Source organism: Paenibacillus diazotrophicus, assembly GCF_042610465.1.
Window position 1 is genome coordinate 401,705 of sequence record NZ_JBGJZN010000004.1, and the last position, 25,336, is coordinate 427,040.

General features: G+C 52.0%; 24 protein-coding genes and 1 pseudogene. 20 read left to right on the forward strand and 5 right to left on the reverse strand.

Features of this window, described 5'->3' with window-relative positions; genetic code table 11:
* Positions 1-24: 24 nt before the first annotated feature.
* Positions 25-1,128, forward strand: a complete 1,104-nt coding sequence (gene glgD, locus ACAN54_RS18710) for a glucose-1-phosphate adenylyltransferase subunit GlgD (RefSeq protein WP_379158547.1) — start codon at positions 25-27, stop codon at positions 1,126-1,128.
* Between the two features lie 48 nt (positions 1,129-1,176).
* Positions 1,177-3,609 carry a glycogen/starch/alpha-glucan phosphorylase gene (locus ACAN54_RS18715; protein ID WP_379158550.1) on the forward strand — a complete coding sequence of 811 codons (2,433 nt, stop codon included), beginning with the start codon at positions 1,177-1,179 and terminating at the stop codon, positions 3,607-3,609.
* A gap of 137 nt (positions 3,610-3,746) precedes the next feature.
* On the opposite strand, the gene ACAN54_RS18720 is transcribed toward ACAN54_RS18715, so the two are convergent.
* A complete protein-coding gene (locus ACAN54_RS18720) occupies positions 3,747-4,226 on the reverse strand; it encodes a GAF domain-containing protein (protein ID WP_379158553.1) in 480 nt (159 codons plus the stop codon).
* Positions 4,227-4,463: 237 nt separating this feature from the next.
* Here ACAN54_RS18720 and ACAN54_RS18725 point away from each other — a divergent pair, with 237 nt between their 5' ends.
* From ACAN54_RS18725 to ACAN54_RS18735, 3 genes are all read left to right on the forward strand, one after another.
* Complete coding sequence (locus ACAN54_RS18725) at positions 4,464-4,763, forward strand: hypothetical protein (RefSeq protein WP_379158556.1); 300 nt, start codon at positions 4,464-4,466, stop codon at positions 4,761-4,763.
* Positions 4,764-4,933: 170 nt separating this feature from the next.
* Positions 4,934-5,488, forward strand: coding sequence for a GNAT family N-acetyltransferase (locus ACAN54_RS18730; protein WP_379158559.1), 555 nt, complete (start codon positions 4,934-4,936; stop codon positions 5,486-5,488).
* A gap of 42 nt (positions 5,489-5,530) precedes the next feature.
* Positions 5,531-7,036: an MDR family MFS transporter gene (locus ACAN54_RS18735; RefSeq protein ID WP_379158562.1), complete on the forward strand. Its 1,506-nt coding sequence runs from the start codon at positions 5,531-5,533 to the stop codon at positions 7,034-7,036.
* Positions 7,037-7,173: 137 nt separating this feature from the next.
* Here the strand turns inward: ACAN54_RS18735 and ACAN54_RS18740 are convergent, their stop codons facing one another.
* The gene (locus tag ACAN54_RS18740) at positions 7,174-7,641 is read right to left on the reverse strand and encodes a MarR family winged helix-turn-helix transcriptional regulator (RefSeq protein ID WP_074086810.1); all 468 of its coding nucleotides are present in this window, start codon (positions 7,639-7,641) and stop codon (positions 7,174-7,176) included.
* Between the two features lie 333 nt (positions 7,642-7,974).
* On the opposite strand from ACAN54_RS18740, the gene ACAN54_RS18745 reads away from it, so the two are divergent.
* The 8 genes from ACAN54_RS18745 (at position 7,975) to nadE (ending at position 16,396) form a co-directional block, all read left to right on the forward strand.
* The gene (locus ACAN54_RS18745) at positions 7,975-9,279 is read left to right on the forward strand and encodes an MFS transporter (protein ID WP_379158565.1); all 1,305 of its coding nucleotides are present in this window, start codon (positions 7,975-7,977) and stop codon (positions 9,277-9,279) included.
* Positions 9,280-9,386: 107 nt separating this feature from the next.
* Positions 9,387-10,172, forward strand: a complete 786-nt coding sequence (locus ACAN54_RS18750) for an ABC transporter ATP-binding protein (protein ID WP_379158568.1) — start codon at positions 9,387-9,389, stop codon at positions 10,170-10,172.
* On the forward strand, positions 10,169-11,419 hold the full coding sequence (locus tag ACAN54_RS18755) for an ABC transporter permease (protein ID WP_379158571.1): 1,251 nt from the start codon (positions 10,169-10,171) through the stop codon (positions 11,417-11,419). The genes ACAN54_RS18750 and ACAN54_RS18755 overlap by 4 nt, the downstream gene beginning before the upstream one ends.
* A gap of 100 nt (positions 11,420-11,519) precedes the next feature.
* On the forward strand, positions 11,520-12,101 hold the full coding sequence (locus ACAN54_RS18760; protein WP_379158574.1) for an RNA polymerase sigma factor: 582 nt from the start codon (positions 11,520-11,522) through the stop codon (positions 12,099-12,101).
* Entirely contained in the window at positions 12,094-12,939 is an 846-nt protein-coding gene (locus tag ACAN54_RS18765) for an anti-sigma factor domain-containing protein (protein ID WP_379158577.1), read from the forward strand. Before ACAN54_RS18760 ends, ACAN54_RS18765 begins: the two co-directional genes overlap by 8 nt.
* Before the next feature lie 241 nt (positions 12,940-13,180).
* Entirely contained in the window at positions 13,181-14,914 is a 1,734-nt protein-coding gene (locus tag ACAN54_RS18770; RefSeq protein ID WP_379158580.1) for a two-component system sensor histidine kinase NtrB, read from the forward strand.
* Positions 14,915-15,018: 104 nt separating this feature from the next.
* Positions 15,019-15,453, forward strand: coding sequence for a BrxA/BrxB family bacilliredoxin (locus ACAN54_RS18775; protein WP_379158583.1), 435 nt, complete (start codon positions 15,019-15,021; stop codon positions 15,451-15,453).
* A 133-nt stretch (positions 15,454-15,586) separates the two neighbouring features.
* Positions 15,587-16,396: an NAD(+) synthase gene (nadE, locus tag ACAN54_RS18780; protein WP_379158586.1), complete on the forward strand. Its 810-nt coding sequence runs from the start codon at positions 15,587-15,589 to the stop codon at positions 16,394-16,396.
* 75 nt (positions 16,397-16,471) lie between these two features.
* On the opposite strand, the gene ACAN54_RS18785 is transcribed toward nadE, so the two are convergent.
* A complete protein-coding gene (locus tag ACAN54_RS18785) occupies positions 16,472-17,290 on the reverse strand; it encodes an alpha/beta hydrolase family protein (protein WP_379158590.1) in 819 nt (272 codons plus the stop codon).
* Positions 17,291-17,452: 162 nt separating this feature from the next.
* Here ACAN54_RS18785 and acpS point away from each other — a divergent pair, with 162 nt between their 5' ends.
* Together acpS and mutY are read left to right on the forward strand one after the other, a co-directional pair.
* Complete coding sequence (gene acpS, locus ACAN54_RS18790; RefSeq protein WP_379158593.1) at positions 17,453-17,848, forward strand: holo-ACP synthase; 396 nt, start codon at positions 17,453-17,455, stop codon at positions 17,846-17,848.
* Between the two features lie 55 nt (positions 17,849-17,903).
* Positions 17,904-19,184: an A/G-specific adenine glycosylase gene (gene mutY, locus ACAN54_RS18795; protein WP_379158596.1), complete on the forward strand. Its 1,281-nt coding sequence runs from the start codon at positions 17,904-17,906 to the stop codon at positions 19,182-19,184.
* A gap of 102 nt (positions 19,185-19,286) precedes the next feature.
* Here the strand turns inward: mutY and ACAN54_RS18800 are convergent, their stop codons facing one another.
* Positions 19,287-19,895 (reverse strand): superoxide dismutase, encoded by a 609-nt coding sequence (locus tag ACAN54_RS18800; RefSeq protein ID WP_379158599.1) that lies wholly within the window; start codon positions 19,893-19,895, stop codon positions 19,287-19,289.
* Positions 19,896-20,487: 592 nt separating this feature from the next.
* Here ACAN54_RS18800 and ACAN54_RS18805 point away from each other — a divergent pair.
* The 5 genes and pseudogenes from ACAN54_RS18805 to folE all read left to right on the forward strand — a co-directional run bounded on the left by ACAN54_RS18805 (position 20,488) and on the right by folE (position 24,027).
* A complete protein-coding gene (locus tag ACAN54_RS18805) occupies positions 20,488-20,907 on the forward strand; it encodes a GNAT family N-acetyltransferase (RefSeq protein ID WP_379158602.1) in 420 nt (139 codons plus the stop codon).
* Positions 20,908-21,122: 215 nt separating this feature from the next.
* The gene (gene lepB / locus ACAN54_RS18810) at positions 21,123-21,740 is read left to right on the forward strand and encodes a signal peptidase I (RefSeq protein WP_379158605.1); all 618 of its coding nucleotides are present in this window, start codon (positions 21,123-21,125) and stop codon (positions 21,738-21,740) included.
* Between the two features lie 18 nt (positions 21,741-21,758).
* A pseudogene (gene queG / locus ACAN54_RS18815) lies at positions 21,759-22,952 on the forward strand (tRNA epoxyqueuosine(34) reductase QueG); the annotation flags it as partial.
* 178 nt (positions 22,953-23,130) lie between these two features.
* Positions 23,131-23,382, forward strand: coding sequence for a YneF family protein (locus ACAN54_RS18820; protein WP_379158608.1), 252 nt, complete (start codon positions 23,131-23,133; stop codon positions 23,380-23,382).
* A 51-nt stretch (positions 23,383-23,433) separates the two neighbouring features.
* On the forward strand, positions 23,434-24,027 hold the full coding sequence (folE, locus tag ACAN54_RS18825; protein ID WP_379158611.1) for a GTP cyclohydrolase I FolE: 594 nt from the start codon (positions 23,434-23,436) through the stop codon (positions 24,025-24,027).
* A 106-nt stretch (positions 24,028-24,133) separates the two neighbouring features.
* Here the strand turns inward: folE and ACAN54_RS18830 are convergent, their stop codons facing one another.
* Positions 24,134-25,213, reverse strand: a complete 1,080-nt coding sequence (locus ACAN54_RS18830; protein ID WP_379158614.1) for a Fe-Mn family superoxide dismutase — start codon at positions 25,211-25,213, stop codon at positions 24,134-24,136.
* Positions 25,214-25,336 lie beyond the last annotated feature (123 nt).

The following is a 25,336-nucleotide window of genomic DNA, read 5'->3' on the forward strand; positions in this document are numbered from 1 at the left end:
TCAGCAGAGGACAGGGGGATTTCGATGAAAGAACTCATGGGTGTTATCAATCTGGACCATGAACTGGACCAATTAAACGAACTGACCTATTTCCGCTGCGGTGCAGCGGTACCTTTTGCCAGCCGGTACCGGCTGATCGACTTTGTTCTCTCCAACATGATGCGTGCAGAACTGGAGAGTGTGGGGCTGTTTGTCCGCCGCAAATACCGTTCTCTGATGGATCATCTCGGCGACGGCAAGTCGTGGGACATGAACCGCAAGCACGGAGGACTCTTCATTTTGCCGCCTGACTGGAATGATCCGACAGATACTTCTCTGGGAGATTTGCAGCATTATCACAACAATCTCGATTTCTTCAAACGGGCTTCAGCCAAATATATTGTGTTCTCCGGCAGCCAGCATATCAATACCGTGGATCTACAGGATGTATACCAGTATCACTTGGAAAAAGGTGCGGACGTAACGCTGGTCTACAAGAAAATTGACCATCTCCAGCCGGAGCATGATCCCTGCCTGCGGGTTGAACTGGATGAGGACGGCAATGTGACCGAGATTCATCAGGAGAAGGATCATCACAATGTATATCTGGATATTTTCATTATGGAGAAGAGGATGTTCCTGGAGCAGGTGGAATACTGCATAGCTCATGGAGAGAGCTTCTTTTTCCGTGATGCCATTCAGAAAAACCGCCACAAGTTCAAGATCGCCGCTTACGAATATACAGGCTATCATGCGGTAATTAACTCGCTGGAGAGCTATTACAAGAACAGTCTGGATCTGCTGCAGCAGGATAATTATTTTGGACTCTTCAAAGAAAACCCGGTTCAGACGAAAATAAAATATGAAGCGCCTACCCGTTATCTGGACAGCGCGGAGGTCAGTAATTCGCTGATAGCCAATGGCTGCATTATTGCAGGAACCGTGGAGAACAGCGTGATTTTCCGGGGGGTACAGATCCGTAAAGGGGCGCGCATCGTCAATTCGGTGATTATGCAGAAATGTGTCATCGAGGAGAATGCCGTGATTGAGAATGTCATTATGGATAAAGATGTGCAGCTGAGCAAGGATCGGATACTCGTCGGGGACAGCAAACGTCCATTTGTGATTGCCAAGAGCAGCAAAATTTAACCGTGAGGCGATTTTCTAAAAAAAGCATGTGTCAGGAGGAACCAGCTGTTGTTCAACGATAAAGAGACTTTTAAACAAGTGTTCCGCGAGACACTCATCGGGAAATTGGGCAAGCCGCTGGAGGAAGCATCGAACGCCGATATCTATAATATTCTCGGCAACATGATCCGTGAGAATGCGGGTAAGGATTGGGCGGATACCAACCAGAAGTTCAAAGCCGATAAGGATAAGCAGGTATACTATTTTTCCATGGAGTTTCTAATCGGCAGACTTCTAGGCAATAACCTCCTTAACATGGGTGTGCTTGAGGTTGTACGTGACGGACTGGCGGATCTGGGGATCTCCCTTCGGGATGTGGAAGAGGAGGAAGCGGATGCGGGTCTCGGCAATGGAGGTCTGGGCCGTCTGGCGGCCTGCTTCCTTGATTCGCTGGCTTCCCTGCAATATGCTGGGCACGGCTGCGGAATACGATATAAATACGGGCTATTCGAGCAAAAGATCGTTGACGGATATCAGGTGGAGCTGCCAGACTATTGGCTGCAGAATGATAACGTATGGGAAGTGCGGCGGGAAGACAAGCAGGTAGAGGTGCGGTTCTGGGGGTATATCGAGACTCGTGAGGAGAACGGTGAACTGGCCTTCGAGCATAAAGATTATGAAGCAGTGCGCGCGGTTCCTTATGATGTACCTGTCATTGGGGCAGACCGCAGGCATGTGAACACACTGCGCAATTGGAGCGCAGAGTCCATCAACCAGCCTTCACGGATGTTCGGTTCCTTGGCCGGAAGTGATTACCACAAGTTTCTGGAATACAAGCGTTCGGTAGAATCGATCTCGGAGTTCCTGTACCCGGATGATTCGCGGTACGAAGGCAAGCTGCTTCGGTTGAAGCAGCAGTACTTCCTGTGCAGCGCCGGGCTGCAGAGTATTCTGCGGACCTACAGCAAGACTGGGCTTGGCATAGAATCGCTGCCGGATAAGGTGGCCCTGCATATCAATGACACGCATCCTACACTGGTTATCCCAGAGCTGATGCGGATTCTGATGGATGTGCATGGACTCGGCTGGGATGAGGCCTGGAGCATGACTACTCGCATGGTCTCCTACACCAACCACACCATTCTCAGTGAAGCACTGGAGAAATGGCCGATTGGAATGGTGCGGGAGCTGTTGCCGCGCATCTTCCTCATTATTGAAGAGATCAACGCCCGATTCTGCGGAGAGCTGATGAGCAAATATCCGGGGGATCAGGACCGGATCAATCAAATGGCGATCATTCATGATGACCAGGTTCGTATGGCCCATCTGGCGATCGTAGCGAGCCATAGCGTCAACGGTGTGGCGGCTCTGCATACAGAGATTCTTCAGAAGCGCGAGATGCGTCTGTTCAATGAAATGTATCCTCACCGCTTCAATAACAAGACAAACGGAATCACCCACCGGCGCTGGCTGCTTCACGCGAACCCGGAGCTTGCCGGATTGATTACGGAATCCATCGGTTCGCGCTGGGTTCATCATCCGCAGGAGATGATCGGCCTGATCAAATATAGTGAGGATGCTTCCTTCCAGGAACAGGTGGCCGGCATCAAGCGCCGCAATAAGCTGCGCCTCTCCGAATATATTTTTGGCAAGCATGGGGTTCAGGTGGATCCGGATTCGATCTTCGATGTGCAGGTTAAACGTCTGCATGCGTACAAGCGCCAATTGCTGAATGTGCTCCATATTATGCATCTGTACAATCAGCTTAAGGATAACCCTTCCATGGATATGGTACCGCGCACCTTTATCTTCGGTGCCAAAGCAGCGCCAAGCTATCACCTGGCGAAGCGGATCATCAAGCTGATCAACACCGTTGCCGATGTCGTTAATAAGGACCCGCAGATCAAGGGTAAGATTCGTATTTTCTTCCTCGAAAATTATTCGGTGTCCCTGGCGGAGAAGATTATCCCGGCGGCGGATGTCAGTGAACAGATCTCCACTGCCAGCAAAGAAGCGTCCGGCACCGGGAACATGAAGTTCATGATGAACGGGGCGCTGACCATCGGCACGATGGATGGGGCAAACGTAGAGATGCATGAAATGGTCGGGGATAACAACATGTTCCTGTTCGGCCTTCGTGCGGAGCAGGTTATGGATTACTACCAATTCGGCGGCTACCATTCCCGTGATATTTATAACGGTGACAGCCGGGTGAAGGAAGTGTTGGATCAGCTGGTGACTCCTGGCCCGATTTGCTGCAATACCCAGGAATTCGATACGCTGTACCAGTCGTTACTCGACAATAATGATGAATTCTTCGTGCTTAAAGATTTTGCCTCTTATGTGGAGACCCATGTCAATATTGACTTGGCTTACCGCAACCAGAAGGAGTGGCTGAAGAAATCCATTATCAATATTGGCCATTCCGGCAAGTTCTCCAGCGACAATACTATTGCCCGCTACGCATCCGAGATTTGGAATATCAGTCCGGTACGCCTGTAGACAGGGCCTGACGGAAGAAGCTGGAATACTGGAAGATTGGTTTTTCCTCTCCGGCAACCAAGTGGCCCAAAAAAGACCTTCACCAGCGCAGATTATTCTGCGGCGGTGAAGGTCTTTTGTCTGATCATGGAGGTGGATCAGATCACCTCGGCAACTAGTAGGGCAAACCGTTCCAGAAAACGGCGCTCCTCGTCATCAAAACGGTGCTTGATGGGGCTGTCAATATCAAGTACCCCCAGCAGGCGGTCGCCTTGAACGAGCGGAACAACAATTTCGCTATTCGAAGCTTCGTCACAGGCGATATGCCCAGGGAAAGCATGCACATCGCCAACAACCAGCGTACGGCGCTCACTTGCTGCTGTACCACATACCCCTTTGCCAAGCGGGATGCGGAGGCAGGCAGGTAATCCCTGGAACGGCCCAAGTACCAGTTCCTTGCCGTCGAATAAATAGAAGCCGGCCCAATTGGTATCCGGCAGAGAGTACTTAAGCAGTGCAGAAGCGTTGGCCAGATTGGCAATGGCACTCGGCTCGCCTTCCATCAGTGCACTGAGCTGGCTTAGAACCGATTCAAACCGCTCGCTGCGTGTGCCGTCATAGGGCATGGCTTGAAACATGAAGCATCACCTTCCTGTACGATAAATCAGCATATTCCTTAACTGTAACTAACAACATAGTACAGTGCGGCGGGCTACGTCAAGCATTCCGGTGATTTTGGCCAAAGGTTTGAATTTTACATCGCGGGGATGTGGGATAGATTACCTGGTTACCATATCTGGTTTATGTTTCCGAATTCTCTCCTCAGGGTAATGCAGTTATAAATACAGAAGGCTTCTGGCCGGAAGGAGTGGAATATGCGCGCCGATGTACAGAACTTGTTCATAGGAATCCATATGTTGTATTGTGCACATGAGAAGGACCTTACACTGACGGAGATGTTGCCGGAGCTCGAGAACCTGGGGTACCGTGTAGCAGAACGTGAGGTGAAGCAGGAGCTGGAGCGGCTCTCACAGGAGAATTTCCTGACGGCCCATGGTGAGGCTTACAGTCTTACCGGAACGGGAATTGAGGAGTTCAAGGCCATTCAGAAGAAGCTTCAGGTGCTGTGCGATGAAGTACTTAAGCCAGTCAAAGCGGCAGGTGCGTCTGGATAACTTCCGGCGGCTGCTACATTTAGAATAACAACAGCGTCTGTAACGGGTGGCGGTCAAGAAGCCCACGACAGGCGCTATTTTTATGGGGCCGGGGGATGTAGGCAACCCCTCCAATTCAGAGAAGACTTGTATCTGATGTATACTAATGAAGTTGAAGGGAGACGATCGTTGTGTATATATGTGGTGGAGAAGTTCCTGCCCTGCCCGGCAAAAAAGTAGAACTGCGTGCAATGGATACGGGGCACGCTGCAGACCTGTTCGCTGTCTGGTCGCATCCTCAGGTTGTCTCCTGGCTAGCTGCACCGCCGCTGTCTTCTCCTGAGGAGGCAGAACAGCTGATATCGATTCTCCTGCAAATGTCCCGTGAGGAAGAAAGTCTGCGCTGGAGCATCCTTGGGCATGACGGGAAGGTCATCGGCAGCTGCGGTTATAACAGCTGGCAGCTGCAGGGAGCGTACCGGGGAGAAATCGGCTGTGAGCTGCTGCCTGAATATTGGGGGCAAGGCTACATGCGGGAGTCACTGGAGCTGATGCTGGACTATGGCTTTGCAGTAATGGGGCTCAACCGGATCGAAGCATTATGCCACCCGGGCAATATCCGGGCACAGCGGCTGTTTCAATCGATCGGGTTTCAAAGGGAAGGCCTGTTGCATGAATATCGGCATACGGCAGCCGGATTTCAGGATGTAGTCCTGTATGCCCTTTTGCAGGGCCGGCGCATCTGAAGCCGTTTCAGATACATATAGAGAGAGGATTGGGAGTAATTGATGTCACCGGGTATAAGAGAACGTAAGCTTATTTTGACGGGGGTGCTGCTGGCAACTTTTCTGGCAGCGATTGAAGGGACAGTGACCGGGCCAGCCGGTCCGGCTATTGTTGGTGACTTTCAGGGGATACAGTGGCTAAGCTGGATCTTTACCGCTTATTTGCTGGCTATGGCCGTTACAACACCGATCTTCGGCAAGCTCAGTGATCTGATTGGCCGGAAGCCGGTGTTTATTGGCGGGACGGTTATTTTTCTCCTGGGCTCGCTGCTGTGCGGGGTTTCTCAGAACATGGCACAGCTGATTATGTTTCGCGGTCTGCAGGGGATTGGAGCGGGAGCGCTGATTCCGATGACTTTTACCATCATAGGAGATATTTACAGCCTTCAGGAACGTGCCAAGACCCAGGGGCTATTAAGCTCCGTCTGGGGGATATCCTCGCTGGTGGGCCCTTTGCTGGGCGGTTATGTGGTGGATTACCTGAGCTGGCGCTGGGTATTTGTGTTCAATCTGCCTTTTGGCTTGTTGTCGATTATATTTATCTCCCGGTTCCTGAAGGAAGAGAGAGTACGGCGCAAGGCGAAGATGGATCTGCCGGGTGTGCTGCTGTTCGCAGCGGGTATGGGTGCACTGCTCTTTGGGTTGACTACAGGAGGACAGAATCTGCCGTGGACCTCTCCGCTGCTCCTGTTGCTGTTCGCCGCATCTGCGGCACTTCTGATAATCTTCTGGTTCGTGGAGCGCCGAGCGCCAGAGCCGATGCTTCCGCTGGGGCTATTCTCTATCCGCGATATTGCGGTATCTTCCGCTGCCAACTTGTTCGTCAGCACATTGATTATCGGATTAAGCACTTACGTACCCCTGTGGGTGCAGGGAGTATCCGGTGAGAGCGCTGCCCTCTCTGGGCTGCTGCTGGCCCCGATGTCTGTGGGGTGGATGCTTGGCTCGATTGCCGGCGGAAGAATGATTCTGCGCTCCGGGTCCCGCCGGACAGGGATGCTGGGTCTATCATTAATCGCCCTTGGGGCTGTAGGTCTGGTGTATGTGACGGCGGATTCATCGCAGCTGCTCCTGTTGATGCTGATGTTCGCCTGTGGAGTGGGATTTGGTTATGCCTCGATCGTATTCACCATAATCGCCCAGTCCTCCGTGGAGCACAGCCAGCGGGGAGCTTCTACGGCACTGAATTCCTTCACCCGTTCGCTCGGACAGACCGTAGGTGTGGCTGTATTTGGTTCGTGGCTTAACTATAGCATTGACAGGCAGCTGGCCCACGAACCAGTCTCGTCCGCAGCCGGCGCGGATATGAATCAGCTGCTTCATCCGGAGGGCGGCAGTATACTCTCAAGTGAGGCCTGGAGCAGCTTGAAGGATGCGCTGGAGGGCGGGCTGCATTCGCTTTTCATGCTGATGGCAGTCTTGGCTGTATTATCGCTTGTGATCACATCAGGGCTGCGCAAAGGACTACCTTCAGTAAGTAAGGCACCCGGCGTACAGAAGAAAGTCTGAGCCTGATTCTCGAAGCTTAAAAAGGACAAAAAAACCGGATGCACTCTCCTGAACAGGAGGATGCATCCGGTTTCTGATGTTTAGCAATTACAGACGGATAGAACGTGAATTCATTCACAACCATTGAGGCTTAAACCCTATTTGCGGGGAAGCGGTGAGAGTTTCTCAGCCTGCAGGCCCATCTTCTTAAGCAGTGTAATCATTTGTTCCTTCTCTTCATCACTCAGGCCGCTAAATGCAAGGTGCAGACGCTCGGAGTATTTCGGATACATTTCATTCATGAGACGTTCGCCTTCTGCAGTCAACTCGGCAAAAATCACCCGGCGGTCGCTTGGGCAGGGTTTGCGCTGCAGATAGCCCCGTTCTTCCAGCTTGTCGATTACATAGGTAACGTTGCCGCTCTGCAGCAGCAGCTTGGCGCCGATCTGTTGGATAGGCTGTGGTCCCTTGTAGTAGAGGACCTCCATGACAGCAAAAGCCGTAGGATTGAAGCCTTCGATCTTGCTGCCGGTTACGGCATGCTCATTAATGCTCTTGAAGGACTTGGCAAAAACCCGGTACAAATGCAGCGTCAGTTGAGTGTCGCGTTCATAGGATTGTATCATGCTTCTCCACCTCTATTGTTAATCGTGAGGGCTTGCCCGCACGGTTTGGAATCCTGCTTCTTACATCTAGCTTTACAATACGTCAAAGAATAGATGTTGAACATGTGATTTGTCACAATGAGCACACTTTTAATTATTAAAAATCAAACAATTTTTTGCCGGTGCACAAAAGTTGTGAAAATTTTGGAGATTACCGTAAATCCGCCTCTGGAAGGAGGGGGAAATCAGCCTCGGGCGCAGCAGAAAATTACAACCAGGGTTCGATGAACCTTTCTGTTCAATTCCTTATTATGGTTATAGCAGATAACCAATTGTACGGGAGAGTGGATAAGGATGAAAGAAAATCAGGGTAATACGGCATCGGCAGTGAAACTGACGGCGAACAAGCCGTTTGTGCTGCTAATCACGGCACAGCTAGTATCCAATATAGGGGACTGGCTGCATATTCTGGCCTTGCTCACTATGGTCGGGCTGAAATGGGAGGCTTCGCCTTGGGAGATTACAGCCGTCTCCTTATGCATGGCAGTGCCTATGCTGCTCGGAGGTCCGTTCGCAGGATACTTAAGTGATATGCTGGACCGTAAAGCGATTATGATCGGATCAGATGTGGTGCGTGCCGGGATTGTGGCTTGCCTGGTATTTGCGGGCTCCCTATGGCAAGTCTATATTCTGCTGCTGGCGAAGGGAGTGCTGGATGTGATGTTTTCCCCGGCTAAAAGCGGCAAGCTCAAGGAGCTTGTGCCCTCTGAACAAATGGACCAGGCTGTGGCGCTCAGCTCTTCCATAGAGCAGATCACCAAAATTATCGGTCCTGCGATTGGCGGCTTGCTCGTTGCGGCCGTCGGAATTTCCGCCTGCTATATCATTGACTCTGTGAGCTACATCATTTCGGCCGTCATCCTGCTTGCGCTGCCGCGCGTGGGGGCGTTCAAGACGGACAGAGGGAATGAGGGGTCTGACACGTCAAAGCTCCGCCATTCTTTTCGCAAGGAAGCTGGTGCAGGACTCAAGCTGATTGCCGGTATGCCGGTGGTGCTCAGCGGAGTCGTGATGATCGTAGCAGCCCTGCTGGTGCTGCAAATTGCTGATTCCCAGATCGTTACCCTATTCCGGGAAATACCCGGGGCGGGCGCTGATGTGCTGGGCTGGTGTGTAGCTGCCAGCGGTTTCGGCACTCTATTCTCGGCCCTTGTAGTGGGACGGATGGGAAGCAGCAGATACCCGCTTGTGTTCATGGCCGCCGGTACAATTCTTATGGGCTCTGTATTTGCGAGTGCGGGTCTTGTGACTGCTTACGGTCAGGCAGGTCTTTGGATGAATATGATGATGTTCGGTTCGTTTGTTCTCGCCGGTGTCGGTGCAGGGTTTGTTATCATTCCGTTCAACTCCATGCTGCAGCGCCGGACGCCTGAGGCCTATACGGGGCGTGTATTCGGAATCGTGGGCAGTCTGACCAGTGCCGCAGTCATTCTGGGGCCGATAGCCGGCGGGGCGCTGGTTACAGCCTCTGGTCCGGTTTCGGCGTTCATTGTTTCGGGTGTGCTGGCAGCCCTGCTTGGAGCATCGCTGCTCTTCCTGCGGCCGGGAATCGAAAAAAGAGACGGGATGACGCCAAGCCTTGAGCAAACAGTGGCCTAAAGGGGCTCTCCACGAACTAAGCTGGTACAGGCTGGCTGAGGGTGATATGATCGGTTTACCGGAGTGTCCGGCAGGCGGATGATTCGCCAGCTATTATGGTTTAGGAGATGGAGAGTACTATGGGAGAAACGGAAGCACCACAGATACAGGAACTTGAATCTGGCGGAGAGCATGAACAGGAGAGTACGGAACGGGACATTGTACTGGATGTCTATATTGAAGAAGCGGGTTATGAAGCAGGCGATAAGAGAATATCCAATATCGCTTTTCAGGTACAGCAAGGCCAGCTGCTGGGCTTGATTGGTCCTAACGGAGCGGGGAAAAGTACTACAATCAAGACTCTTCTGGGGCTGCTGAAGCATGCCAAGGCCCAGGTGAAGCTCGGCGGAGAGAACAGGTCGTATGCTTACGTGCCGGAGCAACCCGTATTTTATGAGGATCTGACGCTATGGGAGCATCTGGACCTGGCTGCAGCCGCTTATGGCTTATCCTACGAAACTTTTGAGGCCACAGCTGAAAAGCTGCTGTCCCAGTTCGGCATGGATCATGTGCGCAATGATCTTCCGGCCGGCTTCTCCAAAGGGATGAAACAAAAAATGATGCTGATGCTGGGATTTCTGGTTCAGCCTGATGTCTATATTGTAGATGAGCCGTTCATCGGGCTTGATCCGCGTGCGACCAAGGATTTCCTTCGTCTCCTGGAAGCTGAGCGCAAGCGCGGAGCCGGGGTACTGATGTCAACGCATGTGCTGGACACGGCTGAGAAAATCTGTGACAGCTTCGTGCTGGTCTCCGGAGGGAGAATGACAGCAACAGGGACACTGGAAGATATCCGCTCCCAGGCGGGACTAGCGGAGGCGTCGTTGTTTGATTGCTTCGACGAGCTGACATGAGCAGAAGCGCATTTGCTTTTCCGACAGCGCAGAAGCTGTTTCGGCGGCGGCTGTTCTCCCATTTCCGTGAACAATCGGCGATCATCCGTACAGCTGCGGACTGGACTGTACTGTTGTATATAATCATTCCAGGCGGTTTGCTGGGCGGACGGTTCTACTATGGTTTCTGGAATAATGAGCTGCCTTCATGGACATCGCATTTACCCTTTGGAATCATTCTCACGCTGCTGGCAATCCTGGCGGTCACTGGAGGGATAGTCCTGCTGTTGCAGGAAGGGGATCTGTTGTTCCTCAGGCAGCGGGAGGACTGGATCCGGACGATTGTGCTGCGGGGAACGCTTTACAGTCTTGTAGTCACGGCCCTGAAGATGGCTTCTCTGTATGCCATTCTACTGCCCTTCATCGTCCACGGCTACAACATCAGTCCGGCTGCAGCCTGGGCACTGCTTGTGATGACGCTTGCCTGCAGCTGGTGTGTCAAGCTGCTAGGGCATATCGTCAAGGTCCAGCGCCAGGGCTTCCGCCGCTGGTTATGGCTGATTCCTGCGGTTACCGTACCCTGTGCCATCTATATCCGAGCCGGACTGTACTTCAAGGGCAGCCCGCTGCTTCTGGTGCTGGTTACCGCTGGGTTTGTAGCCGTGACGGCCTGGGCTGTCCACTATCGCTTGCGCTTACGCGGCACCTTCATGAATGATGTTCGCGAAGACTATAAGCAGCGGATGAGAATCGCTGCGCTGATGCTGCGCGGAGTGCTCGATAAACCGCGGCCAACGCGGTACAAGCCATGGATCTTCCGCAAGTCGCAGCCTCTGCTGAAGTCTACGCTGCCTGAGAGCCGGTTCACCGCAGCCGCCATCAAGGCATTGGTGCGGAACCCATCCCATTTGAAGCTGTATTTGTCTTTTACCGGAGTGGGTATGATAGCGGTCTTCATCGTTCCTTCCCTATTAAAGTGGCTGATCTTCGCGCTGCTTATCGCGTTAATGTCCTACTGGTTGTCTTCCTTCTGGCTGTTGTTTGCAGGAGATGACTACATTGGGATTTTGCCTTTCACCAAAGAACAAAAAGCTGATGCGGGAACCAAGGCACTGCCGCTCATGCTGATGCCGTTTGCCCTGCTGTGCTCGGCAGTCATCTGTCTGCCTCTGTATGGCTGGCTTGGGCTGTTGCTGTTTGTTCCTATTGGCGGCGCAGCCGGTTATCTGATCGCGAGTATGTTTAGCGCCTTCCGTTTTGCCAAATAACAACAGCTGTTAACCAGATTTTTTTACGAAAAAAAGTAATCCTCTTCAAAGTTTCCCGCGAAGGTTAATATAGAGGGAGATTAATGAGAGGGGTTCCCTTATGACAGAAGCTCTGGATGACAGAGAGTTGATGAAACGCATTGGAGACAAGGAACCTGCGGCGCTGGAAGACCTCTATGACCGTTATGAAAAGGTGATATACTCCTTTGCTTACAGGATGGTACAGGACGCCATGGCCGCCGAGGAGGTTGTCCAGGAGCTGTTTTTGCGTGTATGGACGCATAGTGAACGGTTCGATCAATCCCAGGGTAAGCTGACGACCTGGATGTTCGCGCTGACGCGTAATATAGCGGTGGATATGCTGCGGCGCAAATCGGTCAGGGACCGGGGTATCCCTGTGGAAGACGCTGCGCTGCATGCTGTGGCGGACGAGTCCTCCGAGCCTGCGGTTGTGGTTGAAATGAGAACTGAAGGCCAGCGCATGCGTGAAGTACTGGCCGCGCTTAGCCGCGATCAATTGCAGGTCATAGACTCCATTTATTATGGAGGCATGACACAGCAGGAGGTTGCGGCAAGGTATAACATTCCGCTGGGAACGGTCAAAAGCCGCGTGCGGCTGGCCCTGAAACAGCTGAAGAAGCATTTTAAAGCTCAGGAAAGGAGGGAAGGCTACCATGGATGAAGCGGACGATCATATCTGCGATTGGGCAGAGCTGTATGTGCTGGGCGGTCTGGACGAAGCTCAGCAGCAGGAGTATGAAACGCATTTGGCGGACTGCGCAGATTGCCGGGAACAGGTGGATGAGCTGAGGGAGATTATAGATGTGCTACCTCTCGCATCGGTGGAAGTGCTGCCGCCTGAAGGGATGAGAGCGCGGGTACTCGGACGGGTATTGCCAATTGAAGGAATGAAGAAGACAACCTTTGCGGAAGCTGAAGAACAGAACGCCGTACAGGCTGTTCATGAAACCATCATGCCACCGGTTGCTGCTCCGGAAACCCCTTTCTCTCCATCTGCTGCCAAAATGCATACAGTCCCTGTGAGGCGCAGCCGCTTGCTGCGCAGTGTATGTGCAGCCCTGGCTGTAACGGCTGCGGCACTTGCCATCTATTCGTTTTCCCTGCAGCGGGATGTAAGCGGGCTGAAGAAGCAGCTTGCGCTGACCGGAGCTCCTTCCACGGAGCTAAAGGTTAATGAGGTAGTCCAGCTTGGTCCTGCGGCACAGGACATTGTGGCCAAGGGTCTTGCTACAATCGTCATTGATGCCAAAGGTACCCATCTGCTGGTACAGGCAGAGAAGCTGCCTGAGCTCAGCGGAAGCGAAGCGTTCCAGGTCTGGCTGATCAAGGGCGATGTGAAGAAGAGCGCCGGAACCTTTGTATCATCCGGGGGAACGGGTGCGATGTACTATACCTTTGACCCCCAGGGCTATGACACTGTGGCGATTACACTTGAGCCGGATGGACAAGGTGAGCAGCCCAGAGGGCGGCCTATACTCGTCGCCAAGATTGAAGGGTAGCAGCGGCCACAGCTAAGCAAATCATCTGCGCACTTACCAGGAAGCGCAGGATGTCAAACCCAAGAAGCCAGCCTCCTAAACATACGGAGGCTGGCTTTTTTAGATGCAAGACAAAGGCCCGGAAAAGAGCGGCAAAATCCATTGTCAGAACATCGGGGTTTATGTTTTAATCAAATGGAACAGGATGATTTGTCCAATTTGGGGAGTGATTGCAATTATTTACGCGGTAAAGGATATTTTATTGCAAATAACATCTGCTTGCTCCTTTCTGTTCCTGTTCCAGTGGTGGCTCGATCAGAGCCATATGGTTCGCAGGAACGGCAAATTCCCGGATGACCAATCCTTTTTGATTATCAGTTGTGCACTAAGCATTGTATTCTGCATGGTTTTGTCCACCACACTGTTTGGTGTGATCTATCTGAATTTGGCTATTATACCGGCTTATATCGGTATTCTATACGCCAGCTCCCGTTCGGGGGTCAGTCTGGCTGTATTTTTTGTACTCTGCACTCTATTATTCTCGGAGCCTCCTGGTATCAGTAATCTGGTGCTGAACACAGGAGTGCTGCTGTATCCGCTGTTGTTCGGCATGGCGAAGCCGTTCAAGCTCGGGGGGCTGCTGAGCAAAATCTCCATTTTATGGGGTACTCTTTTTCCGAGCATGCTGTTTATTGTTCTTGTTCCCCATATGCACGGGCACAGCCAGTATGATATCCATTCCAAAGAAATGGTTGTGGCAATGCTCTATTTGTTTGTCTCGGTAACCTTGGGGTGCAGTTTTATTTACTTCATCGAAACCGCTTGGGACCGGCTGCAGATCCAGAAGCAGATGAAAGGAATATCAGAAAAGTTCGAAAGGGATTCGGTCAGGCTTCAGCAGATTACTGATGTTGTGCCGGTCAGTATTATATCTCTGGATGACATGGGCTGTGTAACTGAACTTAATGAATGTATGCTGAGCCTCCTCCGGCAGCATGATCCCCTCATGACAAGAGAGGCCATTTTAGGCCAGCGGGTAGAGCGGCTGCTCTCCAAAGAGATGGATCCCCAGATCTTAAAGCGTATGATGGATAATGCATTGCACAAACAGCGCTACAACGAGAAATTCCAGTACGATGCCAGGACTTATCAAGTATTCTCAGTGCCTCTGCAGCAAGGGGGAGCGGGCATATCCGGAGGGAGGGTTGTGATTGTCCAGGACCTGACCGAGGAGGAGAAATTCCGCAGCGAGCTGGATCATGTGGAGCGGCTAACCCTGGTTGGGCAGATGGCGGCGGGAATTACCCATGAAATCCGCAATCCTATGGCAGTAGTACGTGGATTCCTGCAGCTCATGCGGGAAAAAAGCCCCGGTGAGATGGATTCGTATTATCAGATTGTTATGGAAGAGCTGGACCGGGCCAATGGCATCATTAATGACTTTCTCTCTCTTGCCCAGAGCCGGATATCGAACAAAGAGACGGTTCAGCTGCATCATATTATAGAAGAGCTTTCCCCGCTTCTCTGGGCTGATGCTAATCTCCGCGGCCAGAGTGTAGAACTGAGATTATGTCCCTCCCTCCCCCTACTTCAACTCAATCCCAGGGAAATCAAGCAGCTTATCCTTAATCTGGCCCGCAACGGAATGGAAGCGATGGAGCCTAAGGGAGTACTGTATCTGGAGACGCATCTCAATGAGGATTCGGTAGAGCTAATTATACAGGATACAGGAAGCGGGATTCCGCAGAGTCAGCTGGATAAGTTGTTCATCCCATTTTTCACAACAAAAAGCCAGGGGACAGGCCTTGGCCTGCCGCTGTGCCTAAGCATTGCCGAGCGGCATCACGGCAGTATCAGAGTGAATTCCCAAGAGGGAAAAGGTACGGCTTTTATCGTTTCTTTTCCATACATTCATGAGGCCAGCGAGGAAGTTGCCGCCACCCGGGAGACCTCAGATTTCCCCTCCGGCGATATCCCCACCGGTCATGGACAATAAGGCTGGTTTGCTTGCTTTCACAGAGTATGTATGTATAATAAAGTTAGTAAATCCTGCTGCAATGCGGTTTCACAAATATTTAAGGATAAAGGAGAGTGCATTGAATGTCCATGTCATTTAATCAATATATGAAGGATTCCATCCAGCCCATGCGCGATGATCTGACAAGCATCGGGTTTCAGGAGCTGTTGACTCCGGAAGAGGTGGAAGCAGCTCTTCCTGCCTCCAAAGGTACCTCACTAATTGTGGTTAACTCGGTCTGCGGATGTGCCGCCGGTCAATGCCGTCCGGGTGTAGCGCAGGCGCTGCAGAATGAGATCCTGCCGGATCATCTGTTCACTGTATTTGCCGGACAGGAGAAAGAGGCCACAGCCAAAGCGCGTGAGTATTTTGCACCGTATCCGCCTTCTTCGCCTTCTATCGCACTGATGAAGGATGGGGAGCTTGTTCACTTCATCGAACGTCATGGTGTTGAGGACCGTTCGGCTGCCGAAATCGCTGCTGAGCTGAAGGATGTATTTAACCGTCTGTGCCAGTAAAATAAAGAATTCACCAGGGTCTCGCAGGCTGCCGGAAGTCCGGCTGTCTGCGGGACTTTTTGAAAATAATAGGGTTTATATGTTTCACGCTATAATGTATCTTTATACTTTTCGTTGAAACGGGGTGTTGTACTTGAGTATGCAGGAAGAGATTATTGCCGCCCTCGGTGTTAAGCCATCCATTGATGTCGAGGCAGAAGTCCGGAAACGGGTGGATTTTTTGAAAACGTATATATTAGAAGCAGGGGCAAAAGGGCTGTTGATCGCGATCAGCGGCGGGGTAGACAGTGCGGTAGCAGCAGGTCTGTGCAAACGGGCGACGGACGAGCTTACAGCCGCTGAGGGTACAGAATATATCACACTTGGCGTGTTTCAGCCTTATGGCGAACAAGAGGATATTGCGCACAGTTATGCGGTAGCAGAGGCTTTTGAGTTGACGCATAAGGTAGAGACCAACATCGAGGAAACGGTCAACGAAATTGCACTAGAGGTCGAACACAGCCTGAAATCTCTTGGGCAGCACCGCCACATCACCCATCAGGGCAAAGGCAATGTCAAGGCAAGAACACGCATGGTGATGCAGTATGCGCTGGCTTTTGAGAACAATCTGCTGGTAGTGGGAACAGACCACGCTTCAGAAGCTATAACCGGTTTCTACACCAAATGGGGCGATGGTGCGGTTGATATTACACCGTTATCGTCCCTGAACAAGCGTCAGGTGCGCCAGTTGGCTACTTATCTCGGAGTTCCTGCCGATATTGTCACCAAAGCGCCGACAGCAGGGCTGTGGCCGGGACAGACGGATGAAGCTGAGCTGGGCATCACCTATGATGAGAACAGCGACTACCTGGAAGGCAAACCGGTCAGCTCTGAAGCAGCGAAGAAGCTTGAGAGCATGTACCGGAGAACTGCGCATAAGCGCAATGTGATTCCGGGGATCTGAACAAGAGGGCATATGAAGAACCGCCGGAGCCGCTACCTTCAATCGCAGCCGCTCGGCGGTTCTTCCTGTGATTATCTACTCAGCCAAAACACGGCTGATGAACGCCTTGGAAGCAGCAATCGCCTGCTCCAGCCCAGGAGTAGTTCCGGCAAAAGGATGTACAGTCCCCAGGGTGTGGTTACCTCCGGGGATTTGGAACCATTCAATATCCGGACGTATACGGGTCAATTGTTCGGAACCGCGGCGCAGCCGCTCGCCATCCTCGCTACCCTGGATCAGGATGACCGGAAAACTGGACTGCTTCATCCGTTCCAGGATATTGTAGCGCTCGGCTTGCTGCTCCAGATCATCTAGAATTACAGCATCCAGCGGCATCTGCTGACCAGTACGTCCATTGAGCACATAGGTTCGTCCCTTTGCTCTCATTTCGTGTTTTTGGTCTTCTGTTAACAAATCGAGATTGGTAACCCCGTTCCAGGACAGCACACCGGTAATGGCCTCAGGATGTTCAAGCGCGTAGAGCAGACATATTCCGCCTCCAAGGCTGTGTCCGAGCAGAAAGACGGGCAGACCTCCAAACTTGTGATGCTGGGAGAGATAGGAGAGCAGAATTTCCAAATCCCTGATCTCACGTTGACCCGTGTTGCGGGCGAATTTCTCCAGCTCGGTGAAGGTTTGCAGGTCTTCGCCAATTCCGGCATGCGAAAAGTTGAAAGTGACAACCTCATGTTCATCACAAAGAGCCTTGGCAGCATAAGGGAACATTCCCCAATCTTTGAAGCCTTTGTATCCATGGGCAATGACAATCAGGCTTCTTGCTGTGCCTTGGGCCTGAAAATGAGAACAACGCAGGACAGCATCTTCACCTGCGGGCAATTCGAAGTTACGGGGCATAAGGCAATCTCCCTTTCCTTGCGAAAATAGACTTTAGCGGCTTTTTCTTTTAAGATAGCAGAAAAGCAATCCATAGGAAGATCATACCATTAGCAACACGGTTATGGATAGAAGACAATATGAGGCAGTTAATGACCGCAAGAGCACAAGGGGCGTGGAATTTTGATCTATGGAATCGGGCATGATGTGCTGGAAATCCAGCGAGTTGTAAAAATAGCAGCCGGTAGCTCGGGCACCCGGTTTATCCGCCGGATTCTTACCGGGCAGGAACTGGTGCTGGCCAGAAGCAGGGGCGGGAAGGCTGCGGAGTTCATAGCCGGACGATTCTCGGCCAAAGAAGCGGTAGTCAAAGCACTGGGATGTGGAATCGGGAAAACTGTGGGTTTTCAGGATATTGAGATTCTGCCGGATGCCCAGGGCAAGCCGGTGGTCTCGCTCTCTGCTGAGGCATGGGGCCGGCTCCTGCTGACGGAGCATGAGTATACCATCCATCTCACCATTACGCACAGCCGCGAGTTGGCTTCGGCGTTCGTGGTAGTGGAGCAGTTGAAAAAATAGATTATGGCTTATATGTACCAGCTACATGGCTATATGAGCGGCAAGGAGAATAACAATGACGACACATGAACAACCAGGTAAAGCGCAGCAGGAAGCCAAGTTATTCTTCAGCCGGTTTCTGCTGGAATGGTACAAAGATCAAAAACGTGATTTGCCATGGCGGCGCCACCGGAATCCTTATTATATCTGGATATCGGAGATCATGCTGCAGCAGACTCGGGTAGATACGGTCATTCCTTATTTCAACCGTTTTATTGAGCGTTTTCCTACGGTGGAGTCGCTGGCCGACGCCCCTGAAGAAGATGTGCTGAAGTGCTGGGAGGGACTTGGCTACTATTCACGTGCCCGGAATCTGCAGCATGCGGCCAGGCAGGTTAAAGAGCAGTATGGCGGACAGGTTCCGAATGACCGTGATGCTGTATTTGGCCTCAAAGGCGTAGGCCCTTACACAGCAGGTGCTATCCTCAGCATCGCCTTCAACCGGCCCGAGCCAGCGGTGGACGGTAATGTAATGCGGGTATTGTCCCGGTATTTCCTCATTGAAGATGATATCGCTAAAGGACCTACCCGCGTTGCCATGGAGCGCCTGGCGGCAGAACTGATCCCTGAAGGCGAAGCCTCGCATTTCAACCAGGCGCTGATGGAGCTTGGCGCGCTGGTGTGCACGCCGAAATCACCGCGCTGCCTTCTGTGCCCGGTGATGGAGCACTGCGCTGCGCGGCTGGCGGGCTGCGAGACATCGCTGCCCGTCAAGACCAAGGCCAAGCCGCCGCGCCCCGAAGAGCGGCTGGCTGCCCTGGTGGAGGGCCGCGGCGCGCACGCGGGCCGGGTGCTCATCCGGCAGCGGCCATCCAGCGGGCTTTTGGCCCGCATGTGGGAGCTGCCGCACTGGCCGGCGCCGCCTGCGGGGGGCGGCGCGAATGGAGCGCTGCTGCCGGAGGCCGCGGCGCTGGACCGGCTGCGCCGGTCCCTGAGGCAGGCCGGGATTCCCGCCCGGCCTGAAGAGCACTGGATGGCTGCGGAACATACGTTCAGCCATATTGTGTGGACCCTGCAGGTATACCGCTGCAGGGAGGAGGACATCCGCGCGCTGCCGCAGACTGCGGAAGGGCGGGCGGCGTATGCCGGCGGGTACACTCCCGCTTCCCCAGGTCTGTTCGCTGAAGACGTCATAGCCGCAGAGCCATTCGCCGACGGCAGCGGAAGTCCTGAGGATGGCGGAGCGGTACGTTGGATCAACCGTGAGGATATGGCCAATTACGCCTTTCCGAATGTTTTTTTGAAGCTGCTGAATAGTTATTTTGATGAGCAAGACTCCGATCAGGGGACTGGTTGAATGCGGCGAATCACGTGATATATAGCAAAAAACGGGTACCCTCCGTAAGAAGAGGGTACCCGTTTTCATATGTTCAGGTGCAGCACAATGTGCCGCGTTTACTTATTTAGCGCTGTCGTAACGTTTGCCGACTTCTTCCCAGTTGACTACATTCCAGAAGGCTTTGATATAGTCAGGACGTTTGTTTTGATAGTTCAGGTAGTAAGCATGCTCCCATACATCCAGTCCGAGGATTGGAGTAGCACCTTCGCTGATCGGGTTGTCCTGGTTCGGTGTGCTGGTAACTGCCAGCTTGCCGTCTTTCACTACGAGCCAGGCCCAGCCGCTGCCGAAACGGGTAGTTGCCGCAGTAGCGAAGTCTTCTTTGAATTTATCGAAACCGCCAAGCTCGCTGTCAATTGCAGCAGCAAGTGCGCCGGTTGGTGCGCCGCCGCCGTTCGGTCCGATAACTTCCCAGAACAGGGTGTGGTTGGCATGACCGCCGCCGTTGTTGCGGACAGCCGTGCGGATCGCTTCAGGTACGGCGTTCAGGTCGGTAAGAAGCTCATCAATGCTCTTGCTTTGCAGTTCAGGTGCCTTTTCCAGAGCGGCGTTCAGATTCGTCACGTATGTGTTATGGTGCCTGTCATGGTGAATCTCCATCGTCAATGCGTCGATGTGCGGTTCGAGAGCGTTGTTCGGATAAGGAAGTGCCGGTAATTGAAATGCCATGGAAAAATCCCTCCTGAGTGTTATTAGAATTTTGTATAGATAAAGAATTTTGGCGGTCTTGACGTCAAAACCCCTTATTTCCGACGAATCTTATAGGTTTGTATCCGATAAGATACTATTATTAAACCGTATCTGGAACAATAATGCAACATTAAACAAACATTAATGTTTGTTAAGTGGAGGCCTTTGAAAATCTACCCACATGTGTTAACGCTGTGTTAAAATCGTAAAGGGCCACCAAGGCATTCGTTTACATAGTCTTAATGGTAGTATTTAACGAAATTCTGTAACAATAATCGATGTAAACGCTTTATATCAAGCGCTTTCAAAAGAAAAGTGATGATATCAGCAGGAAAATATGCTTTAATAGACTTAAAAGCAGGTATTCCTCGTTTTTTGAAGTTTAAAGAAGCAATAATCTGTTTAACAATAGGTTAATACTTCTTTAGTCGCACGAAAAGCTGCTCCCTATTACAGATTCGGCGACTTCTTCGAAAGGCATTTTTTGCTTTTCTTTTTTTCCTCTCCACGCTGTTACGGGAACTCCTTCTTTTTGTTAAATTCTAAGCCATAGAAAAGGGAGATTTAAAGAATGCACGTTCGTTCCTTTCAATTAAGCGACGTTACCCCTGTGACTGAACTGCTGCAGACCGCATTATCGGAAGAATGTTTCGAGAGCACTATCGAGCCTTTCTCCAGGCAGCTATCATGGGATTCCGATCTCATTGTTGTTGCCGAGGTTGAAGGAGAGATTGTTGGTGCGTTGATTGGTACAATCGAGAAGAATCACGGCTGTTATTTCCGCATTGCCGTTCATCCCGATTACCGCCGCAGAGGAATTGGCAGAGGTCTTGTCACGGCGATGGAACACAAGTTTCAGGCCCGCAAGGTCAGTGGTATTTTTGTAGCGATTGACGAACATAATTCATTTGCACTGCCGCTGTATGAGGCCATGGGTTATGGCGAGGATCAAATCTTCAAGTCAGTACGGAAGCTTAGCATTGTCGGATAGAGAACCTTAATTCCGGTGCTGCGTAAGCGGAAACATTTTCTAGAGTAGAGAACTATAGCGATGATTACGTCTTCAATAGTTATTGAGAGCGTGCTTGCATAGTCTGATTCCTTATACTGAAGCATATCTTCCCACGGTCCATTGCAAATGGCCGGAAGATATGCTTTTCTATTGTTATGGACATGTATGACCAATGAGAAGCAAGAAGGTGGCCTATGAACCAGGAGCTTGAAGAAGATATCATGCGGAGCCGCCGGCAGAGATACCGGTCCGTTACCCATGGCAAACCCGGCTCTATACCGGGAAGACACTGGGTCCGCGATCTGCGGGATTGGCTTGTTACTGCCGCAGTTATTTTCGCATTAATGTCGCTGCTCAATATTTTTGTGTTCAATGTCTCCACGGTTATCGGCCAGTCCATGCAGCCAACGCTGCTGGAAGGCGAGAAATTAATTATTAGCAAGATATCACTAGTCTTTGCCAGCCCGAGACGGGGGGATGTGATTGTTCTTCATGACCCCAGCACGGGACCGGACCGCAAGGAGTATCTGGTAAAAAGGGTCATCGGGTTGCCTGGCGACAGGATTGAAGTACGGAATCATAAGCTGTATGTGAACGGCAAACTTACGGAAGAGCCCTATGTGGATACAGAAATACAAGACCCGGACTTTGCCCGGATTACCGTAGATAAGGGAGCCTATTTCGTGATGGGGGACAACCGGCATGCGGGAGCCAGTAAGGACAGCCGGTATTTCGGTGCTGTTCCGCAAGATCTACTGGTTGGCAAGGCAGCGTATATTTGGTGGCCCCTTGGCAAAGCAAGTGCATTATAAGTGAAGGAGAAGGCGGTAATGAACAATAAAATACAGACATCCTATGCCCCACCGCCTTCGAAATGGGAAGGTCTCAAAGCTGAGATTAAGGCTGCCGCACCGGAACTTGGGATTGATGATATCGGGTTTGCGGGTGCGGAGCCGTTTTTATATTTGAAAAATATTCTCCAGGAGCACCGTGACAACGGGTATGATTCGGGCTTCGAGGAGCCGGATCTTGATAAGCGTACTCTCCCGGCACTACAGTCCGGTGAGCAGCCGATGTCCATTATCGCCATAGCTGTAGCTTACCCCTCCAAAATGGAGAATCCGCCCCAGTCGGAGCCGGGTGCACGCCGTGGTATACTTGCCCGCGCCTCCTGGGGACGGGATTATCATCATGTCCTGCGCGAGGCTCTGGGCAAGCTGGAGGGTTTCATCCGGGAGCGGGTACCTGGAGCGGTGCTGGAGAGTATGGTGGATACCGGGGTATTGGTTGATCGGGCCGTCGCTGAACGGGCGGGCATCGGCTTCAGTGCCAAGAACTGCAGTATCATCTCTCCCAAATGGGGCTCATGGATATATCTCGGTGAGATGGTGACGAATATCCCCTTTCCTCCGGATACACAGGTGGAGGAAGGTTGCGGAGATTGCACGAAGTGTATCGATGCCTGTCCTACAGGGGCTCTTGTGGGTCCCGGACAGCTGAATGCCCAGGCTTGCATTTCTTATTTGACGCAGACGAAGGGCTTTCTGAGTGAGGAATATATGACCAAAATCGGCAACCGGCTGTATGGCTGCGATACATGTCAGATCGTCTGCCCTAAGAACCGGGGAAAACATTGGGACCATCGTCCAGAGCTTCTGCCTGATCCCGAGATTGTCAAACCGCTGCTTCTGCCGATTCTGGAACTCAGCAACCGCGAGTTCAAGGAGCAGTTCGGCAGCAGTTCTGCAGCCTGGAGGGGGAAGAAGCCGATTCAGCGTAATGCGGTAATCGCGCTCGGCAATTTCAAGGATGCTGCGGCTGTGCCGAAGCTGACAGAGATTATGCTGAAGGAAACCCGCCCGGAGATGCGAGGGAGTGCCGCTTGGGCGCTCGGACGTATCGGAGGTGAAGAAGCACTTGCGGCGGTACAGCTGGCGCTGCAAGCGGAAGAAGACCATACGGTCCGGGAGATGCTTGAGCGCTCTCGGGACAGCCTCCTGCTAGCGCAGGAGGCTCAGAAGCAAGACTGAGATAATGGATGCTCCAATCCTCAGTAGCCGTTTCTGATAGACACAGTTATTAGTATTTGCAGTGACCTGTTTCATTGTATTTACCAATTGCTGTCGAGTTGTTGAAATGCTATGATAGATTCGCGTGCCTATAGCGGGCATTGCAGACATTAGAGTAAGAGGTGGACTTTGGATGAATATTGCATTGCCTATTATTACGCTTGTCGTAGGTCTGATCGGCGGATTTTTCATCGGGGTATATTATCTGCGCAGACAAATGACAACGATGCAGAATGATCCGGAAATGCTGCAGAAGGTTGCCAAGCAGATGGGGTATAACTTGAACGGAAAGCAGATGCAGCGTGCCCAGCAGATGATGAAGAACGGTAACCCGCCGGGACGTATGCCAGCTGCTGGAAAAAGACAAGGCCGCAAAGGCAAGTAACCGGTCGCGGATATAGCCGAATTAGATACGGGTACGGAAGGGGGAGGCTTCATGGGGGGCACCAAAGATTACATGAATGACAAGGTTGCTGCAAACCGTGAGCAGATCGAGTACCACGTTGAGAAAATACTGGAGCTGATTGGCGAAGACACAGGCCGCGAAGGACTGCTGGAAACGCCGGCCAGAGTTACACGGATGTATGAGGAGATATTTGGCGGTTATTCGATTGATCCCCGTGAGGCGCTCGGTGTAACCTTCGATGAGTCTCATGAAGAATTGGTGATCGTAAAGGATATCGTCTACTATAGCCAGTGTGAGCATCACATGGCTCCGTTCTTCGGAAAAGTGCATATCGGGTATGTTCCAAGCGGACGGATTGCAGGGCTCAGCAAGCTGGCCCGCCTCGTGGAGGCTGTAAGCCGGCGCCTGCAGGTGCAGGAACGTATTACGGCGCAGATTGCCGACATTATGACAGAGGTTCTGAATCCTCATGGGGTGATGGTCGTTGTGGAAGGAGAGCATCTCTGCATGTGTGCCCGCGGGGTCAAAAAGCCCGGCAGCAAGACGGTAACCATGTCAACACGGGGTACTTTCCGGGAGGACGCTGCCGCTCGGGCAGAATTTCTGGCTTTAATCAAGGAATAGAATACAGGGGAATACCCCGTTGCTTCATAAGATTAAGAGCCCTTCCATCACTGTGAAGTGACGAAAGGGCTCTATTTCTATGCCTGGGAGAATGAGACTGCTCTCCTTAGTAGGGCTGCCAGACAAGCTTGCGGGCGGCTGTGAACCTTTCGGATACATAAGGCCAATTCACAACCTTCCACCAGTCTTTGATATATTCGGCACGGTAATTCTGATGCTTGAGATAATAAGCGTGCTCCCATACATCTAGGGTTAGCAGAGGAACCACATCCCATTGGGAGAGATTCTGGTGTTTCTCCGCTGTCAGAATTTCCAGCCTGCGGCTGCGCGGACTCCAGACCAGGATGGCCCAGCCTCCGCCTTCAACCTTATTCCCAGCTTCTGTGAACTGCTCCTTGAAGGCATCGTAGCTGCCGAAGCTATGTTCTATGGCGTCTAGCAAGGTCCCGGTCGGTCGGCCTCCGCCTTGAGGAGACATGATGTTCCAGAAGATCGTATGGAGGTAATGGCCGGCACCGTTGAAGGCAAGCTCGCGCTCCCAATGCTTCACTAGATCGTAATCCTTGGTTTTCCGGGCTTCAGACAGTTTATTCTCTGCCTTATTAAGCCCGTCTACATAGCTTTGATGATGTTTGTCATGATGGATTCTCATGGTTTTTTCGTCGATATACGGCTCCAGCGCGTTATAGGCATAGGGAAGAGGCGGCAGGGTGTGGCCCCCTACCGGAACAGAACCCGTTTCCCGGTTCTCGGAAATTGGCAGAGTCAGAGGTGACTCCCGCTTAAGTGCATCAAGAGTATTCACGAAATACTCTGATTCCCGGATGATATGCGGCAGAACGATTCCGGCCAGCGGCTGATCTTTCACAGCGGTGCTTCCCTCCATTAAGGCATACAGCTGTCGGATTAATTCCCGGGATTGGGAACGCGCCACCTGGAGGAGCGGTTCTGTTCCGGCAGCCAGTTCTGCCGGACTGTTGCCTGGAGCAGACTCGAGCAACTGACGTGCCGCATGTCCGGTGGACTCAAAGACCACGGCCCATTCATCCAGCAGCTGCACATACGGCTTCTCAAGATGAGGGACAATCGCCTTGATGACCGCCATGTGCTCCTGCTCTTGCTTTTTCCAGAAAATAATTTCTTCAAGAATCTGTGCGGGCAGCTGCGGCCCGTATAACCCTACCATTGCATGCAGTCCTCCCATCCTAAGTCTTCAACAGTTCATTCTATGTATGGGGTCAGCAGCTTAGTATGCTTCTCTCCAAAAAAATAGCGTGCAAGGACATAATACTAACATCCTTGCACACTA